The sequence below is a fragment of the Brevibacillus sp. Leaf182 genome (assembly GCF_001423865.2).
Classification (GTDB): Bacteria; Bacillota; Bacilli; order Brevibacillales; family Brevibacillaceae; genus Brevibacillus; species Brevibacillus brevis_C.
The window spans coordinates 170,896-189,383 of record NZ_LMPN02000036.1; the positions used below are offsets into that span (position 1 = coordinate 170,896).

The window sequence follows — 18,488 nt, forward strand, 5'->3', positions numbered from 1 at the left end:
AGCGTGCATCGTATGATGAGGCTGTTTCGATACTTGACGTCCTACAAATGGCCGATCGCAGCGATATTGGTGCTTGTATTCGTCCAATCGTTATCCGATCTGTACTTGCCAACGTTAATGGCAGATATCGTTGATGTTGGGATTGTGAAGGGGGACACCTTCTTTATTTGGAAGGTTGGCGCTTTTATGCTGCTCATCGCTGCTGGTGGGGGCTTTTGTGCCATCGGAGCCAGTTATTTCTCATCCAAGGTTGCCATGAGCTTTGGTCGTGAGCTGCGTGCCAAGGTGTTTAACCAAGTAGAACACTATTCTATGCAGGAGATCGGTCAAATCGGTACAGCCTCGCTCATTACGAGAACAACGAACGATATTAACCAAGTACAACAGGTTTTGATCATGATTTTGCGTATCATGGTGGTTGCTCCCATGATGTGTATTGGTGGAATTATCATGGCTTCATCTAAGGATGCCAAACTGACACTTGTTCTTGCAGTAGCTGTTCCCATTCTAGCACTAGCCATTTTCCTGATCGCACGAAAGGGGATGCCTCTTTTCAAAGCGATGCAAAAGAAGCTGGATAAGCTGAATTTGGTCGTGAGGGAAGGCTTGACGGGAATTCGTGTGATTCGCTCATTTAACCGCATGGATGTGGAGAAAAGGCGTTTTAACGAAGCGAATACTGATTTGACGCAGACAGCGGTTAACGTGAATCGAATCATGGCAGCCTTGATGCCGCTTATGATGCTGACCTTTAACTTGTCTGCCGTTGCCATTCTTTGGTTCGGTGGCATTCGTGTCAGTAATATGGACCTGCAAGTCGGTGATCTCATGGCGTTCATCCAATATGCGACACAGATTATGTTTTCATTGGTCATGCTGTCTATGATTTTCGTCATGGTTCCGCGTGCTTCTGCATCCGCTATCCGTATCAACGAAGTGTTGGATTTACATTCGACTATTCGTGATCGCCCAGAGCTTGTGACGCGGACGAAAGCGACGACTTCAGGCACGGTAGCGTTTCAAGATGTCACATTTTCTTACCCGGGTGCAGAACATCCCGCATTGACTTCGATCACTTTTACAGCTCGTCCGGGGCAGACCACCGCGATTATCGGAGGGACAGGCTCCGGTAAATCGACAATACTCAATCTGGTTGAGCGATTCTACGATGTGACTACCGGAGCCATTCGGGTAGACGGTCTTGACATACGTGACCTGCCTTTAGAGCAATTGCGAGCAAAAATTGGCTATGTCCCACAAAAAGTGCTGCTCTTTTCAGGCTCGATCGCCGACAATATTCGCTTCGGGAAAGAGGACGCTACGGATGCCGAAATCGAACATGCTGCAAAAATTGCGCAGGCAGGCGATTTTATTGCGAGTATGAAGGGCGGATACGACGCACATATTTCCCAAGGCGGTACGAACGTGTCCGGTGGGCAAAAGCAACGGTTATCGATTGCACGCGCAATTGTTCACCAGCCGGTCATCTACATGTTTGATGACAGTTTTTCTGCGTTGGATTTCAAGACAGATGCGTTATTGAGAGCCGCATTAAAAGAAGAGATTGAGAAGAACCAATCCACGTTAATCATCGTGGCTCAGCGGGTTAGCACTGTGATGGACGCAGACCAGATAATCGTGCTGGACGAAGGCTCGATTGCGGGTATGGGGACACATGAAGATCTCATGAAAAACTGCGAAGTCTATCAGGAAATCGTACGATCCCAACTGACAGAGGAGGAGATCGCATGAGTGACCCGCGAGGAGGTAAGCAAGCTTCAAAGGGCGGCCACATGGGTGGCCCGATGGGCATGGCTATGCCAGGAGCGAAAGCAAAGGACTTCACAGGTACACTCAAGCGCTTGATCGGCTACTTTCGGCCACATCGTGTTCAACTGATCATCGTGTTACTGGCTGCCGTTTTGAGTACGATCTTTGCTATTGTCAGTCCCAAACTGATGGGGAAGGCGACGACGAGCCTTTTCGCAGGCATGATCGGTCTCATGCAGGGACAGCCAAAGGAAATCGCATTTGATTTTTGGTATATCGCAAATATCCTGATCCTTTTGATCGGATTGTATGTCATCAGTGCGCTGTTCAGCTATTTGCAGCAATATGTGATGGCAGGAGTATCACAGAAGATCGTCTATGACATGCGTGAGCAGGTAAATGAGAAGTTGTCCCGCCTACCGCTGAAATACTTTGATGCGAAAATGCATGGGGATATTTTGAGCCGTGTCACAAACGATATTGATAATATCAGCAACACGCTCCAGCAAAGCCTGACACAGCTCATCACTTCCATCGTGACGATCATCGGTGTCATCATTATGATGCTGACGATTAGCCCATTATTGACTCTCATTCTGATTTTGACGTTGCCGCTCAGTGCCATTGCTACGAAACAGATCGCCTCGAAGTCACAAAAGCATTTCATCGGACAGCAGAGCTCGCTTGGTGAACTGAATGGGCATGTAGAAGAAATGTTTACGGGGCATCAGGTTGTAAAGGCGTTTGGATATGAGAAGAAGTCACAACAGACATTTGATCAAATCAATGCCAAGCTGTACGAAGCCGGATGGAGAGCACAATTTATATCAGGGATTATCATGCCAGTCATGAGCTTCATCGGAAATATCGGCTACGTGCTCGTCTGCATTGTCGGCGGGATTCTCGCTACGAACGGTTCCATTGAAATCGGGGATATCCAAGCTTTTATCCAATATACTCGTCAGTTCACGATGCCAATTGCGCAAACCGCGAACATCGCCAACCTGATCCAGTCGACGATCGCTTCAGCGGAGCGGGTCTTTGAGGTTTTGGATGAAGAAGAGGAAGTGCCTGAAAGCACGCAGCCAGTTATGATCGCAGCGCCGAAAGGTAAAGTGGAATTTCAGCATGTCAAGTTTGGTTATAAAGAAGGTCATTTGTTGATGGAAGACATCAATCTCGTAGTAGAACCTGGACAAAAGATTGCGATTGTGGGTCCAACAGGTGCGGGTAAGACGACCCTGATTAATTTGCTTATGCGCTTTTATGAGCTCAATGGTGGAGCGATACTGATCGATGACGTCGATATTACTCGAATGAAACGAAGCGATCTTCGCTCTCTGTTCGGCATGGTCCTGCAAGATACATGGCTGTTTAACGGAACGATCCATGATAATTTGGCCTATGCACAACCCGACGCTTCTGATACGGATATCATTCGCGCGGCGAAGGCAGCTCGCGCCGATCACTTTATTCGCACGCTACCAGATGGATACAAGACGGTGTTAAATGAAGAAGCCTCCAATATTTCCCAAGGACAAAAACAACTGTTGACCATCGCTCGTGCTATCTTGGCAGACCCTACGATTCTGATTTTGGACGAAGCAACAAGCAGCGTGGATACTCGAACCGAGGTGCATATCCAGGAAGCGATGAATGAGCTGATGAAGGGGCGCACCAGCTTCGTGATCGCACATCGACTGTCTACAATCAGAAATGCAGATTTGATCCTCGTCATGAACAAGGGAACGATCATAGAACAAGGAACACATGACGAGTTGATGGTACAAGGTGGTTTTTATGCAGATTTATACAACAGTCAGTTTGCTGAATCCGCACCAGCAGGCTAAACATGATGGTTAGAGAAAAGCCGCCTGGCACGGGCGGCTTTTTTGTTGCTAACGAGGCTTGGCTTGTAACAACTGTCTCATTTATCCAACAGCTTTGTGCGGAAAAAGAGACACCATGCTACATGTAACGGACGGCTTGTTAGAACAACGCTAGATTTATGGCAAAGCATTCGCATTGGCACGCTGCTTGCTAGATTTTAGAAAACAACTTTCTATTGGAGGGATAAAGAATGAAATCATTACAGGGAAAAGTGGCAATAGTGACAGGGTCAGGCCGTGGAATCGGAAAGGCGATTGCATTGCTCATGGCTCAGGAAGGCGCCAAAGTCGTAATCAATGATTTGGGTGGCGGTTCCGACGGTACAGGCAATGATTTGAAAGTTGCCGACGAGGTTGTAGAGGAAATTGTGGCAATGGGTGGAGAGGCAGTCGCGAACTATGATTCAGTCGCCGAGCTATCAAACGCCGAGAAAATGGTTCAAACCGCCATTGAAAGATTCGGGAGGCTCGATATCGTCGTGAACAATGCAGGGATTTTACGAGACCGCATGGTATTCAAAATGTCAGAAGACGAATGGGATTCCGTGATCAATGTGCACTTGAAAGGTTCTTTCAATATGGTACGTGCATCTGCTCCTTACTTTAAGGAACAAAAACATGGACGCTACATCAACTTTACTTCGACTTCCGGTTTAATCGGAAACATTGGCCAAGCAAATTACGCGGCAGCCAAGCTCGGGATCGTCGGTCTGACAAAATCTACTGCATTGGAAATGAAACGCTATCACGTCACAGCAAACGCCGTAGCCCCATTCGCCTGGAGCCGTCTGATTGGTACGATTCCCACTGAGACGGAAGATCAACAGAAACGTATCAATAAAATCAAACAAATGGTACCCGAGCATATCGCGCCGCTGGTGGCGTACCTGGCAAGCGACCTGGCAGCAGACGTTTCCGGTCAAATTTTTGGCGTTCGGGGTAAAGAAATTGTCCTGTTCTCTCAACCGCGACCAGTTCGATCTGCCACACATTCAGAAGGGTGGACCGTTGAGCGGATTGGGGAAACTGCCATGGAATCCTTCAAATCCAGTTTTACTCGTCTGGAAGTAACGTCTGATGTTTTTCCTTATGATCCGATCGTTTAGGTCAAAACCATGACGAAGGGGAGCCAAAAAATATGGAACGGCGATGGAATTCGTTTTACCCAAAAAGTGTATCCCCGCAAACAACGATCCCTCTGATCTCTTTGTATGAGCTTTTGGAACGCACCGCTTTGCAATATCCTTCGCAAATCGCGGTGATAGACGGGGATAAAACTTCGACCTATGCACAGTTGAGGGAATCTGTTGATCGATTGGCATCCGCGCTGCATCGAAGAGGGTTCCAAAAGGGTGACAGGGTAGCCATCATGCTCCCCAATTGCGTTGAATACATCATTTCGAACTTCGCCACTCAACGCTTGGGAGGGACTGTCGTCCAGGTGAATCCAATGTACACGCCAACTGAACTGGAGCATATCTTGAGAGATTCTGAGCCCGCATGGTTCATAAGTGAAGGGGGCCAGCACACAAAGCTGGAGCAAATCGGTTTGGTTGATCAGATTGTATTCATCCAAACAGATGATCCAAACGAAGGCATCTCTCCTTTTTACCAGTGGATAGGAGAAAGTGGGGAATTCGCACCGATCGCCTTCATCGACCCGAAAGAAGACGTCGCTTTGCTTCAGTATACAGGAGGGACAACCGGGCGCTCCAAAGGTGTCATGCTGACCCACTTCAATCTGATTGCAAATGTGTACCAGTCCTACTCCGTCTATACAGACCTTCTTACTATTCCAGGGGAACGAATGCTAGGCATCCCGCCATTCTTTCATATATCTGGCATCGTGAGCTTGAACAGGAGCATTTTGATCGCCGGAACGCTAATCACGGTGCGACGTTTCCAATTGGAGCAGGCGGTGGAATTGATTCTCAAGCATCGCCCAACTGTTTTTCCAGGCTTGCCTACGCTTTATGTAGCGCTGCTTTCTCATCCTGAGCTTGACAATATTGCGAGCAGCTTCAAATTTTGTACAAGTGGAACAGCACCTCTGCCGATGGAGGTAGTCCAAAAATTCAAGGAGAAGACAGGGCAGAGAATTATTGAAATATTCGGACTGTCAGAAGGTCTCATTACTCACCAAACGCCTCGTTCTGCTGTGTACAAACAAGGCTCCATCGGGATTCCACTGCCTGGTACCGACGCCAAGATTGTTGATCTGCATACGGGGACAGAAGAGCTGCCGCCTGGGCAGACGGGTGAATTTATCATCAAGGGACCGGGTGTCATGAAAGGATATTGGAAAAATCCAGAAGATACAGCCGCAACTATCCGAAACGGCTGGCTTTATACCGGAGACCTCGCCACTATGGATGAAGACGGGTACTTTTTCATTGTGGGCCGCAAAAAAGAAATGATTATTGCCAGTGGCTACAATGTTTATCCGCAGGAAGTGGAAGAGGTGCTTTATCGGCATGAGGGGGTAGCTGAAGCATGCGTATTTGGAATTCCCGACCCCTATCGTGGGGAAACCGTAAAGGCGATAATCCTCCCGAAAAATCCTGAGCTGACGGTAGAGGAGATGATGGAATGGTGCAATCAGAGGCTGGCTCGATACAAGGTACCGCGTGTGATCGAATTCCGTCATGAGCTGCCAAAATCAGCCGTTGGTAAAATCCTGCGCCGTGTATTGATAGAGGAGGAGAAAAAGAAGCATGCGAACAGCTAGAGGCGTCGGTGGAGAGCAGAGGGAGGAAGCAATCATGTCTTTCAAGCAAATTCAAGTCCACGTCGAGAACAAAATCGGTCTCATCAAGATGAACAGGCCGGATATTCGCAATGCAATGACGATGGAGTCGAGAAAGGAACTACTTGCCGCCTTTCAGCAATTGCAAAATGACAGCAGCGTCCATGTTGTTATACTGACTGGTGCTGGAACCGCCTTCTGTGCAGGTGGAGACTTGCGCACATTAAAAGACACCAATTCCATAGAAGGACGGAAACGTGTGAAGATCGGCCACGACCTAATCCGCACCGTGCTACGAATGGAAAAGCCCGTAATTGCAGCCGTTAATGGAGCAGCGGCTGGTGCCGGATTTAGTCTCGCACTTGCCTGCGATATGGTCTTCGCTACTCGTTCCGCCTTTTTTGTACAGAGCTTTATCCAAGTCGGGCTCATCCCGGATTTGGGTTCCATTCATTTTTTAACGGGACTTCTTGGTCATCACCGTGCCAAGGAATTGATGATGCTGGGAGAGCGAGTGACTGCGGATCAGGCCCATCAGATGGGAATCGTAAACCACTTGACAGAAAACGATGACTTGTTAGAGAAAGCCTATGCCACCGCGGAAAAGCTCGCCAATCTTCCCGGTGTCGCGCTTGGATTGACTAAGGCAATAGCAAACCAGAATCTGACAGACTATCTGGAAGAAACCCTCGAAATGGAAGCGCTCGCACAGGCGTTGTGTTTTCAAACCGAGGACTTCCATGAAGGGGTAGAAGCGTTTTTCTCCAAACGATCACCGAAGTTTACTGGCAAATAGAAAGATCAAATCAAACCATTTTGGGGGGAGCACCATGGCAGCAACTGTATCCCTGGATTTTTCAAAATCGTCTCGCCCGTTTTTCTCTGAGGAACACAGCATGTTTCGCGAGTCGCTTCGCAAATTCATCGAAAAAGAGGCCATTCCAAATTTTGAGCAATGGGAGGAAGATCGTCTGATTCCTCGATCCTTCTGGAAAAAGATGGCCGACCAAGGCTATTTGTGTCCGCAAGTTGATCCAGCATACGGGGGATTGGGGTTGGACTTTGGTTTTAACGTCATCATTTGTGAGGAGCTCGCCCGTGTCGGAGCAGGTCTGGGTGGTGTGAATATTCATAACGCTATCGTTGTGCCCTATATCGAGGCGTATGGTACTCAGGAGCAAAAAAAGAAGTACCTCGCCGATTGCATCAATGGAACGATCATTACAGCCATCGCGATGACGGAGCCAGGAACCGGTTCTGATTTGGCCAACTTGCGTACCACAGCCGTACGTGATGGTGATCACTATGTGGTAAATGGACAAAAAACATTCATTTCAAATGGCATCCACTCTGACTTGATCGTGGTAGCGGTCAAGACAGACCCGCATGCCAAGCCAGCTCACAAAGGTGTCAGTCTGCTACTGGTTGATAAAGACACCCCCGGTTTCTCACGTGGTCGAAAACTGAATAAAGTGGGTATGCACAGTCAGGATACAGCGGAACTGATTTTTGAGGATGCACGGGTCCCAGTCTCGAATTTGTTGGGAGCAGAAGGAATGGGCTTTCCGTATTTGATGCAAAAATTGCAGCAGGAACGTTTGCTATGTGCCGTTGGAGCGCTCGTAGCGGCAGAGGACATGCTGCACTTGACGACTGCTTACGTAAAGGAGCGACAAGCATTCGGACGCTCTATCTCTTCTTTTCAAAACACGCAATTTGAAATCTCTGAAATGGCAACAGAGGTCCAGATCGGACGTGTTTTCGTTGATGACCTCATTGTTAAACACATGCAAGGGCAGGATGTGGTAACACAGGTGTCCATGGCCAAGTGGTGGGTAACAGATATGGCTCGCCGAATGTCGTCTCGATGCATGCAGCTCCACGGAGGATACGGATACATGGAAGAGTACAAGATCGCCAGACGATATAGAGATATTGCCATTTCTCCGATTTTTGCAGGCACCAATGAAGTCATGAAAATCATCATTGCCAAAAACTTTGGCTTGTAAGGTAGCACTGGCGGGAGCGAAACAGCCTACGTCCCGCACCTTTCACTCATTCGCTCTCGCATACCATCCACTATACATATCCATTTCACTGAAAGAGGCATCTACTGAACCACATGGAAATGGGGGATATCAGGCATGAAATGGATCGTTTTGGCGTTATTGTTCTCACTGAATGTACTGAACTACACGGACAAGTCGATCATCGGGGTTGCAGCAGCGCCGATGATGAAAGAACTGGGTTTAAATTACGAGCAATGGGGGCTTGTCGGCAGCAGCTTTTACTGGTTGATGTTTGTGGCTACGGCGATCGGAGGAGCACTTTCTGATCGCTTTGGACCCAGAAAAGTATTGGCGTACATGGCAATCATTTGGACGTTGGCTCAATTCATCCCGTTTGTAGCATCGAGCTTTGCTCTCTTGCTGTTTGCACGCTTTCTTCTAGGTGTCGGAGAAGGTCCGTTTTGGCCGGTTGCCATTAACCAGATGAACAGGTGGTTCCCGCAAGAACAGCGAGGCTTGGCTACCTCGATCATCAGTGTGGGAGCGATCGTAGGCAAATCGGTGATCATTCCTGTTCTGGTATTGCTCGTGGTGAATTATGGCTGGCGCGTAGCGTTTTTGTCAACGGCTGTTGCAAGCTTCGTCTGGTTTCTCCTATGGATGACTCTTTCCAAGGAACGTCCCACGGGGATCGTTGCGGAAGAAATGGTCCAAGCAAGAGCGCAGTTGGAAAAGCTGCACTGGAAAAGCCTTCTGCCGGTATTCCGAAATCCTTCCTTTTTATTTCCTTCCCTCGCCATTTTCGCAGGAAGCTGGGTCGTAGCGTTCTCCCTTGTCTTTCTTCCGAACTATTTTACGGAAGTGCGCGGACTTTCTCCACAATGGATGGGAATCGTCATTGCTATTGGCGGTTTAGGAGGAGCAGTCCTTGGTATGGTTTTCTCCATGTATTCCGACTATCTGTTCAAAAAAAGAAAAACGTTTCGAGGCTCCCGTGTCCTTTTTTCAAGCATCGGAATGATTGTGGCAGGGCTGGGCTTCTATTCGATCACCATGGTTGAATCCCCAATTATGATGATGGTCGGATATGCTTTGGAGGGAGGATTTGTTGCGTTGATCATTTCGATTGGACCACAAATCATTACAACAGCCATGCCTGATCGTCCAGGAACCATCATGGGTCTCGGTATCGCTTTCGGCAGTCTTTCAGGCATCATTGCCCCGCTCGTTAGCGGAAAAATCATTCAAAGCTCTGGCACTATGATTCAGACAGGTTTTTCTCAGGCGTTTCTGGTGTCCGCGATTCTTTGCGTACTCTCAGGTTTGCTGATGGCTTTGTTTACGAAACCGGATGCAGGTATTTCTCTTTCAAGCCCAACCGAGGAAGAGCAAAGCAGTGTCAGTTCCAAGTGAAAATCTAGCGAATCAGTGGGGGGAAATGGTCCTGATCCGCTGTTCCACCGTACGAAAATAAATCGCCGTAGCGAGTGTCCCAAAAGGGTTGTCCGCTGCGGCGATGCTTTTTTACACACGTTCGTTCGATTGAAATTTACTTAGCTTTTTATAGAATTGAGAGCGGCTGATCCCCAACATTTTGGCTGCTAAGGTACGATTTTGCCCTGCTGCTCTGAGAGCCGTTTCCACTGCCTGTTTTTCCGCCTCATACACCATTTTTTTATAAACATCTGAACGTGCAACTTCTTGTTCGTTTGCGGAAGTCATCCGAAATTCCGTTTCACGTTCTTTTCTTGTGTACTGTAGGTACTCGGGAAGATGATGAACATCCAGCACATTGCCATTCAAACAGTTCATCGCCCGTTCAATGACATTTTCAAGCTCTCTGACATTTCCGGGCCAGTGATGAGATGACAGCTTCATAATTGCATTTTTGCTGATCGTTACAGGTCCCATTCCCATTAGATGCCTAAATTTTTTGGTAATAGCAGTGGCAAGAAGCGGGATGTCCTCACTGCGATGACGAAGCGGTGGGATCTGAATCGGTATCACATTTAAGCGATAATACAAATCCTCCCGAAACTCATCGGCTGCGACCATTTGTTCAAGGTTTTTGTTAGTCGCAGCCACGATTCGGACGTTAACCCGTATAGTCTCTGTTCCTCCAACCCTTTCAAATTCACGCTCCTGCAGTACACGCAGTAGTTTTACCTGCATCGACAAAGGCATGTCTCCAATTTCATCCAAGAATAATGTACCGTTGTTCGCTAATTCGAACTTCCCCGGCTTGCCTCCGCGTTTCGCACCCGTGAATGCTCCATCCGCATACCCAAAAAATTCTGACTCCCAAAGCTCAAAAGGGGTTGCTGCGCAGTTAATTTTGATGAAATTGCCAGGGCGATTGGAAGCAGCATGGATGCCGCGGGCAAACAGCTCCTTGCCTGTTCCGCTTTCGCCCAATAGAAGGATGCTGGAAAATCCTGTGGCTGATTGACGTGCCATCCGCTTGATTCGGTCCATCTCGTCATTGCGCGTCAGAATGTCATCCAGATCAAAGGTAGATCCGCCAAGCAATGACAACTCGGCCCGATAATAGGATACTTCCTTTTCGAGGTTTTCCAATCGCGTGGCGACATTTTTCCATTTGTTCAAATTTTTATAGATGATTTTTCCGATTGCTCCAACTGTCTTTTTTTCTCGCAGGATCGGTATTTTCGTCACGAGGGATCGGCGCTTGCCCATCATAATCGCTTCAATCTGTTCTCCCGGGAACTCCTCGGCCAAAGCTTCGCCCATCTTCAGTTCCGGAAAAAACTTGTCCGCTGGCTGTCCGATCACTTCTTCTTTGGATTGATGAACCAGTTCACACAAAGCATCGTTTACCATTTGAGTCTTTCCCTGTTCATCGATCAGGATGAGTCCGTCATAGGCTGCGTCTAAAAACGTTTGCAAGGTTTGCTTGAGACTTTTGGTAGATTCGAGCTCGTCGGCAATCGCTTCATAATCGGTAAGATCCTGTAAGAGAACAAGAGCACCCCATGGATGGTCTACATGCGTTAAAAGCTTGGCAATGATCAGCAACTTTCTGTTCCCGATGGTAATACGGTTCAGCAGTGTCTCTTCCTGCATTTGATGAGAAGCAAGGAGCTCGTGTATTTCTGGGAGTGCGGCAGATACTTGCTTTCCAAACATCGCTTGATCCGACTGGCCGCACATGGAATCCGCTGCTTTGTTCATCACCAAAATCGAATTATTTCGATCAATCGCAATCACACCTGTAGGCATGTTGGCTATCAGAAATTCCAGTGAATCAACCAAAGACTTTGTTTTGATTTCATAAGCTCGCGTGGTATCAGCGTGACCCAAAATACCACATACACGGTTGTCCCGCGTGACGACGATCGCATGTGCAATTTTGTTGCGCAATAAAGAAAGGCGCGCAGTTGACAAATCTTCATCCTCATAGACAGTGACAACGTCAAAAATGATATAGGAAGTGATCGGTGAGTCAAGCTGAACGCCATCAAGAAGAGCGCGATAGAGGGAATACCGGGTGAACACGCCTACAATTTTGTTGTCCACATCAACGACTGGCAATATTCCTGTTTTTACTTGCAGAAAATAAGTGACAGCCTGGCGGAATGAACTAGCCATTTTAAGCGAAGAGTAGTTATCGGTCATGCATTCTTTGACTAACATGCTTTCACTCCTGTTCAATCGTCATGAACTGTTCTATCTATCATACACGCATTCGATCGTGAATTGTATTGAATTCATTTTATTGTTTGAAAAATGAGACATTTCGTCCGGGTTACAAGACATATTGTGCTCCATTGATTATCAAAACAGGTTCTTTTCTGGCTGGTCTAGAATGGCACGATTATTGCTAAATAAAAAGTAAAGCGTCGCCCAAACGAAATGGAAAGCCGATTCACCATGCTCGTAAACAAGTTCCATGAGTAAGAAAGAGAGGGAAGAGAATGGAATTCCAAACAAAGATCGGTGTATCAAAATCAGACAAGATTTATGTACATGGCTATGATTTGACAGAGGATTTAATTGGAGAAATCACCTTGGCCGATATGGCATTTCTGGGAGCAGCCCACCGAAAACCTACCCAGAATGAATCAAAGATGCTGAATGCCTGCATGGTGGCCATATGTGAACATGGGTTCACACCCAGCTCGATTTCCGCACGCTTGACCTATTTGGGAGCGCCGGAAGCCGTTCAGGCAGCAGTTGCAGCCGGATTATTGGGGGCAGGTTCCGTCTATCTGGGAGCCATGGAATACGTTGCACAAATGCTCCAGGAAGGGTTGCAGAAGCACAGTACCGATTGCACTGTGAAAGAGGCCGCCAAACGAATTCTGGATGAGCGGGAAGAAAAAGGACTGCAAATGCCTGGGTTCGGCCATCCGATTCACAGACCAGTTGATCCACGCACACCAAAGTTGTTTTCGTTGGCAGCAGAGTTAGGGTTTTCCGGAGGCCATGTCGCTCTCATGAAAGAAATCCATGAGCAATTCAGCACGAAAAAGGGCAAGCCAATTACGCTAAATGTTGCGGGTGCGATTGGTGCTGTGCTGTCGGATATGGGGTTGCACTACAGCGTCGTGAAATCATTTGCAGTCGCGGCAAGGGCAGTCGGACTGATAGCCCACATTGTCGAAGAGATCGAATCCGGCAGGAAAAATTGCATGGCCCAGAAGCTGTACGACTTCGTGGAGGAGAATACCCTCTACACCAATCGCCTGCCAGACGAAGTGAAGTGAAACGAAAAGCGAGCTTTGTGGTGAAGAAGAGAAGCTGAAATTACAGTAAGAAGGGGATAGGATGACATGAACGTTTCATGTAACAGTGAAATAGAGGAACTACGCAAAGCCGTCCGGAGTTTTATCAGCGAGACAGTTGACCCCATCGCTGATCAGATTGAACGTGAAGATCATATACCCGATCAGGTCATGGACATGTGTAAAGCCATGGGATTGTTTGGACTGAGTATCCCGGAACAATACGGCGGTCTGGGTATTGATATGCTGGGAAAATGCGTGATTTTTGAAGAGGTAGGAAAAACAAGCAATGGATTTACTACCGTTATTGGTTGTCATAATGGCATTGGTTCTGTAGGGATCGTCGAGATGGGGACTGAGGAGCAAAAACGAAAATATTTGCCGCGCATGGCTACAGGTGAAATGATTGGCGCTTTCGCTTTAACAGAACCAAGTGCTGGTTCAAATGCGACTAATTTAAAGACAAGGGCTGTACGAAAATCAGACAAATACATCTTGAATGGCTCCAAGCATTACATCACGAATGCACCTATTGCGGGCATTTTCACGGTCATGGCTGTCACCGATCCTTCCAAAGGGGCGAAGGGGATCACTTCCTTTTTAGTGGAGAAAGACTTCCCAGGCTTCCAGCTCGGAAAAATAGAGGAAAAGATGGGCCTGAGAGGCTCGCATTCGGCTGAAATCTTCTTTGAAGATTGCGAAGTACCCATTGAAAACGTCCTAGGCCAAGAGGGAATGGGCTATACCAATGCTCTCAAAATCCTGGCGAATGGACGTGCAGGATTGGCTGCCAGAAATCTCGGCTCTTGCCAAAAGCTACTGGATATGTCCATAAAATATGCGATGGAGCGCATCCAATTTGACAAGCCGATCATTGAACAACAAATTATCCAGCACTATCTGGCAGAAATGGCACTGGACTGCGAAACACTGCGTGCGTTTACGTATCATGTCGCATCGCTCGTCGATCAAGGCAAGAATGTGATCAAAGAAGCCGCGATGGTGAAACTGTTTGCCTCCGAAGTGTATAACCGTGTAGCAGATAAAGCGGTACAAATCCATGGAGGGATCGGCTATATCAAAGAATACCCGATAGAGCGTTATTACCGGGATGCGAGAATTACCAGGATTTATGAAGGTACCTCAGAAATTCAAAAGAACATCATCGCCGGACGCTTGATCAAAGAATATTCGTAAATAAGCGAAAAGAGGGAGTACCATGTCATTTGTCCGATGGTTGACTACGGGCGAAGCGGATCACATCGCCCTTGTGGAGTTGAATCGTCCTGAGATGCGCAATGCCTTCAACACCCGGATGGCGGAAGAGCTGATGGACGCCTTTGAAGCTATTAAACGAAGCGATTCGCGGGTTGTGCTGGTCCGATCTACGAATCCGAAAGCCTTCTGCTCGGGAGCAGACCTCAAGGAACGCAATGGCATGACAGAAACAGAATGGCTGGCACAGCACGAGTTGTTTGAAAAAATGTTCTACACCATCGCTGATATGCCCCAACCCGTGATTGCTGTCGTGGAGGGCTATGCCTTGGCTGGCGGATTTGAGCTGGTGCTCAATTGTGATTTCGTTGTTGCCGCAGAAACGGCTGTTTTTGGCCTGCCAGAAGTGACACGTGGAATCATGCCAGGCTGCGGTGGAACTCGGCTGTTGGCAAAGCGCATTGGCGTGCATCATGCCAAAGAATGGGTTTGCACCGGCCGCAAGGTGAACGCACAAGAAGCAGATCATGCTGGTTTGTTAAACCGTTTGACATCCTCCGAGGCGTTATGGAACACAGCGCTGGAACTCGCCGAACAAATCGCGCAAAACGCTCCGTTGTCGGTACAGTATAGCAAAGCAGCCGTTGAAGCCCTGTTTGGTCTGGAAGAGGAGGCGGCGCGAAAAAAAGAGTTAGTTTTCTATCATCAATGCGTGAATACAGAGGACCGCCTTGAGGGAGTACAGGCTTTTGTAGAAAAGCGTGAACCACGCTTCCTGGGAAAATAAGAAAAGGCTCTGAAAAGGAGGGGCAGTATGTCCAACTCATCTGAATCCCCGCAGCCTTTAAGCGGAATACGTGTGCTGGATTTAACCAGTAACATTTCAGGGCCCAGCGCGACGGCGATTCTTGCTGACTTGGGGGCAGAAGTGATCAAAATTGAGCGCCCTGGCCAAGGAGACGATGCCCGTAGCATGGGCCCGTTTCTCCATGGCGAATCCGCCTACTTTTTAGCGATCAACCGCAACAAAAAATCCGTCGTCATCGATATACAAAAAGCAGAAGGTCAGAAGCTGATCCGAAAGCTTACCAATACAGTCGATATCCTCGTGGAAAATTTCCGTCGCGGTGTGCTTACCAAATACGGTTTGGATGGACCTGCCTTATGTGCGCTAAACCCGCGTTTAATTTACTGCTCGTTATCCGCCTACGGCGAGGAGGGGCCGGATGCGGCAAAACCCGGTTATGACGCAGTCGTCCAAGCGCGAACGGGGATTATGAGCATTACTGGGTCTCGCCAGAATGAGCCGGCCCGAGCTGGTGTTTCCATTCTAGACATGGGAAGCGGAATGTGGAGTGTGATTGCGATTTTGTCCGCATTACTGCATCGCAGCCAAACTGGGGAAGGGCAGCTTGTCGGCACTTCTCTCTTTGAGACGGGGATCTACTGGATGAATTACCATTTGACAGCATTTCCGGCTATGAGTATGGACCCTGTGCCGCAGGGTACTTCTCATACTGCATTCGCTCCCTATGGTGCCTATCAAACAGCCGATGATTTGCTTCTGCTCGGGATATCGAACGACTCTCTGTTTTCCCGTTTGACTCAGGCTCTGGAACGTGAGGAATTGGCGGCGGATCGACGGTTCATCGACAACGCTTCCCGTCTGCATCACCGCCAGGAACTGGACCGATTACTAAATGACTGTTTTCTTGCACAGCCTTGCAGCTATTGGGTGGAAAGGCTGGATGCGAAAGGAGTCCCTTGTTCACGCATTCAAAAAGTCTCGCAGGTGTGGAATGATCCGCAAGTAAAGGCATTAGAAATGATGCCTGCCGTTTGCCATACGACTCTTCAATCTGTAAAAGTCCCGCGGCTGCCGATACGGATGCAAAAATCACCTACGAAGATAAATACGGGTGCCCCCATTTTAGGTGAACATACGTCAGAAGTATTGCGCCAGTTAGGTGTTTCTGAGCAAGAAATTGAGGACTTCCGGATAAACAAAGTCATCGGTTCATGACGTCAACACAGAAAGGAAGGTATTTTTATGAAAGAAAACTCTTTTCACAACGAACTTCGCCAAAGTGTACGTGCGATCTGCAAAGATTACCCTGACTCATATTGGCGAGAACTCGATGAAAGAAGAGCATATCCGAAGGAATTTGTCATTGCGTTGTCCAAAGCTGGTTTTCTGGGAGCATTGATTCCGGAAGAGTACGGAGGGTCTGGTCTGTCTGTGCTGGAGGCTTCCATCATCATGGAAGAAATCAATCGTTCAGGAGGAAACGCGGGTGCCTGCCATGCGCAAATGTATACGATGGGTACTTTGCTCCGCCATGGCTCGGAAGAACAAAAGAGGGCGTATCTTCCCAAAATTGCTGATGGTTCGCTTCGCTTGCAAGCCTTTGGTGTCACCGAACCCAATACAGGCACAGATACGACCCGGTTGAAGACGATGGCCGTACGCAATGGCGACAAATACATAGTCAATGGCCAAAAAGTTTTTATTTCTCGTGCGGAATATTCTGACTTAATGATTCTGTTGGTTCGGACAACTCCTCTTGAACTGGTGAAAAAGCGCACAGAGGGGCTATCCGTACTTCTGGTTGATCTGCGAGAGGCCATAGGCAATGGGATTACCATTCGGCCGATTCGGACCATGATGAACCATGCGACAACCGAGCTCTTCATCGAAAATCTGGAGGTACCGGTTGCAAATTTGATTGGTGAAGAGGGGAAAGGCTTTTCGTACGTTTTGGATGGCATGAATGTGGAACGTATCCTGATCGCCTCTGAGTGTATCGGGGACGGTTACTGGCTTGTGGATCGGGCCACTCAGTATGCCAATCAGCGAATCGTGTTCAAACGACCAATAGGCCAAAATCAAGGGATTCAATTTCCGATTGCCAAGTCGTATATCCATCTGGAAGCGGCTGATTTGATGCGTTATCGCGCGGCTGAACTATTCGATGCAGGGCTTCCGTGCGGAAAAGAAGCCAACATGGCAAAAATGCTGGCCGCAGATGCATCCTGGGAAGCAGCCAATGTAGCGATACAAACCCATGGTGGCTTTGGCTTTGCCGAAGAATACGATGTGGAACGGAAATTCAGGGAAACAAGACTCTACCAAGTCGCTCCCATTTCTACGAATCTCATTCTCTCTTATGTGGCGGAGCATGTCCTGGGACTGCCGAGATCTTATTAAAACAATCATTCAATCGTTCAAGCAGCGGGGGTGAGTAGATGTATTTTCCGCGAAAAATCGAACTTATAGAAGTTGGCCCGCGGGATGGATTGCAAAATGAGCCCATCGCCATCCCAACCAGTAGCAAAAAAGAACTGATCCGGCATCTGGCGGAAGCCGGGTTTCGGCGAATGGAGACAGCCGCATTTGTCAGCCCGAAGTGGGTCCCTCAAATGGCGGATGCGGAAGAAATCAGCAAGTATTGCCATGAGCTGGGCATTACCTATCTTGCATTAACCCCCAATCTAATGGCGCTGGAGCGAGCGATAGCTGCCAAAGCTCCGCAGATTGCCGTCTTTGTCGGTGCCAGCAGCGCTTTTAACCAAAAAAATGTGAACAAAACAACAGAGCAATCGCTGGTGGAATGTGAAGAGATGTTCGCATTGGCAAAGCAGAACGGAATGTTCATCCGGGCATACGTCTCGATGGCTTTTTCCTGCCCGTATCAAGGAGAGGTCACTTTGGAGGAGGTCAGGCGCGTTTGTGACCGCTTCGTCCAGCTAGGCGCCGACGAAATCGATATCGGCGACACAAACGGTTTTGCCAATCCCAAAATGGCCTATGAACGATTTTCACGATTAAAAGATTGGTATCCAGACACTGTGTTTGTCGGCCATTTTCACGATACCAGAAAAATGGCGTTGGCCAATACACTGGCTGCCATGCAGGCTGGCATCGAGAAGTTTGACAGTTCCATCGGCGGGCTCGGAGGATGTCCCTTTTCACCAGGGGCAGCCGGAAACCTCGCTACAGAAGACATCAGCCTGATGTTATCAGAGCTTGGAGTGAACACAGGCGTTCACCTGGAAAAAGTGAAGCAAACCGTTCCATTGGCGCGATCCCTTTCCTCGCGATTCTAGGTGCAGG

15 protein-coding genes are annotated in these 18,488 nt (G+C 48.2%); 14 read left to right on the forward strand and 1 reads right to left on the reverse strand.

Going from position 1 to position 18,488, the window contains the following annotated elements; genetic code table 11:
- Positions 1–12: 12 nt before the first annotated feature.
- From ASG16_RS27155 to ASG16_RS27185, 8 genes are all read left to right on the forward strand, one after another.
- Positions 13–1,752, forward strand: a complete 1,740-nt coding sequence (locus ASG16_RS27155) for an ABC transporter ATP-binding protein (RefSeq protein ID WP_056494181.1) — start codon at positions 13–15, stop codon at positions 1,750–1,752.
- The gene (locus ASG16_RS27160; RefSeq protein WP_056494179.1) at positions 1,749–3,620 is read left to right on the forward strand and encodes an ABC transporter ATP-binding protein; all 1,872 of its coding nucleotides are present in this window, start codon (positions 1,749–1,751) and stop codon (positions 3,618–3,620) included. The genes ASG16_RS27155 and ASG16_RS27160 overlap by 4 nt, the downstream gene beginning before the upstream one ends.
- 2 nt (positions 3,621–3,622) lie before the next feature.
- Positions 3,623–3,748, forward strand: coding sequence for a hypothetical protein (locus tag ASG16_RS31570; RefSeq protein ID WP_255413049.1), 126 nt, complete (start codon positions 3,623–3,625; stop codon positions 3,746–3,748).
- A 102-nt stretch (positions 3,749–3,850) separates the two neighbouring features.
- The gene (locus ASG16_RS27165; RefSeq protein WP_056494176.1) at positions 3,851–4,765 is read left to right on the forward strand and encodes an SDR family NAD(P)-dependent oxidoreductase; all 915 of its coding nucleotides are present in this window, start codon (positions 3,851–3,853) and stop codon (positions 4,763–4,765) included.
- A gap of 32 nt (positions 4,766–4,797) precedes the next feature.
- Positions 4,798–6,387: a long-chain-fatty-acid--CoA ligase gene (locus ASG16_RS27170; protein ID WP_056494173.1), complete on the forward strand. Its 1,590-nt coding sequence runs from the start codon at positions 4,798–4,800 to the stop codon at positions 6,385–6,387.
- A complete protein-coding gene (locus tag ASG16_RS27175) occupies positions 6,374–7,201 on the forward strand; it encodes an enoyl-CoA hydratase/isomerase family protein (RefSeq protein ID WP_241970842.1) in 828 nt (275 codons plus the stop codon). Before ASG16_RS27170 ends, ASG16_RS27175 begins: the two co-directional genes overlap by 14 nt.
- 34 nt (positions 7,202–7,235) lie before the next feature.
- A complete protein-coding gene (locus ASG16_RS27180) occupies positions 7,236–8,414 on the forward strand; it encodes an acyl-CoA dehydrogenase family protein (RefSeq protein WP_056494170.1) in 1,179 nt (392 codons plus the stop codon).
- A 135-nt stretch (positions 8,415–8,549) separates the two neighbouring features.
- Positions 8,550–9,827 carry an MFS transporter gene (locus ASG16_RS27185; RefSeq protein ID WP_056494167.1) on the forward strand — a complete coding sequence of 426 codons (1,278 nt, stop codon included), beginning with the start codon at positions 8,550–8,552 and terminating at the stop codon, positions 9,825–9,827.
- 111 nt (positions 9,828–9,938) lie between these two features.
- Here the strand turns inward: ASG16_RS27185 and ASG16_RS27190 are convergent, their stop codons facing one another.
- Complete coding sequence (locus ASG16_RS27190; protein WP_056494164.1) at positions 9,939–12,068, reverse strand: sigma-54-dependent Fis family transcriptional regulator; 2,130 nt, start codon at positions 12,066–12,068, stop codon at positions 9,939–9,941.
- Between the two features lie 281 nt (positions 12,069–12,349).
- Here ASG16_RS27190 and ASG16_RS27195 point away from each other — a divergent pair, with 281 nt between their 5' ends.
- From ASG16_RS27195 to ASG16_RS27220, 6 genes are all read left to right on the forward strand, one after another.
- A complete protein-coding gene (locus tag ASG16_RS27195; protein WP_056494161.1) occupies positions 12,350–13,141 on the forward strand; it encodes a citryl-CoA lyase in 792 nt (263 codons plus the stop codon).
- Positions 13,142–13,207: 66 nt separating this feature from the next.
- The gene (locus ASG16_RS27200; protein WP_056494158.1) at positions 13,208–14,356 is read left to right on the forward strand and encodes an acyl-CoA dehydrogenase family protein; all 1,149 of its coding nucleotides are present in this window, start codon (positions 13,208–13,210) and stop codon (positions 14,354–14,356) included.
- 22 nt (positions 14,357–14,378) lie between these two features.
- Positions 14,379–15,161, forward strand: coding sequence for an enoyl-CoA hydratase/isomerase family protein (locus ASG16_RS27205; RefSeq protein ID WP_056494155.1), 783 nt, complete (start codon positions 14,379–14,381; stop codon positions 15,159–15,161).
- 27 nt (positions 15,162–15,188) lie between these two features.
- Positions 15,189–16,397, forward strand: a complete 1,209-nt coding sequence (locus tag ASG16_RS27210; RefSeq protein WP_056494153.1) for a CaiB/BaiF CoA transferase family protein — start codon at positions 15,189–15,191, stop codon at positions 16,395–16,397.
- 27 nt (positions 16,398–16,424) lie between these two features.
- Entirely contained in the window at positions 16,425–17,582 is a 1,158-nt protein-coding gene (locus ASG16_RS27215; protein WP_198674281.1) for an acyl-CoA dehydrogenase family protein, read from the forward strand.
- A gap of 38 nt (positions 17,583–17,620) precedes the next feature.
- Positions 17,621–18,481, forward strand: a complete 861-nt coding sequence (locus ASG16_RS27220) for a hydroxymethylglutaryl-CoA lyase (RefSeq protein ID WP_056494148.1) — start codon at positions 17,621–17,623, stop codon at positions 18,479–18,481.
- Positions 18,482–18,488 lie beyond the last annotated feature (7 nt).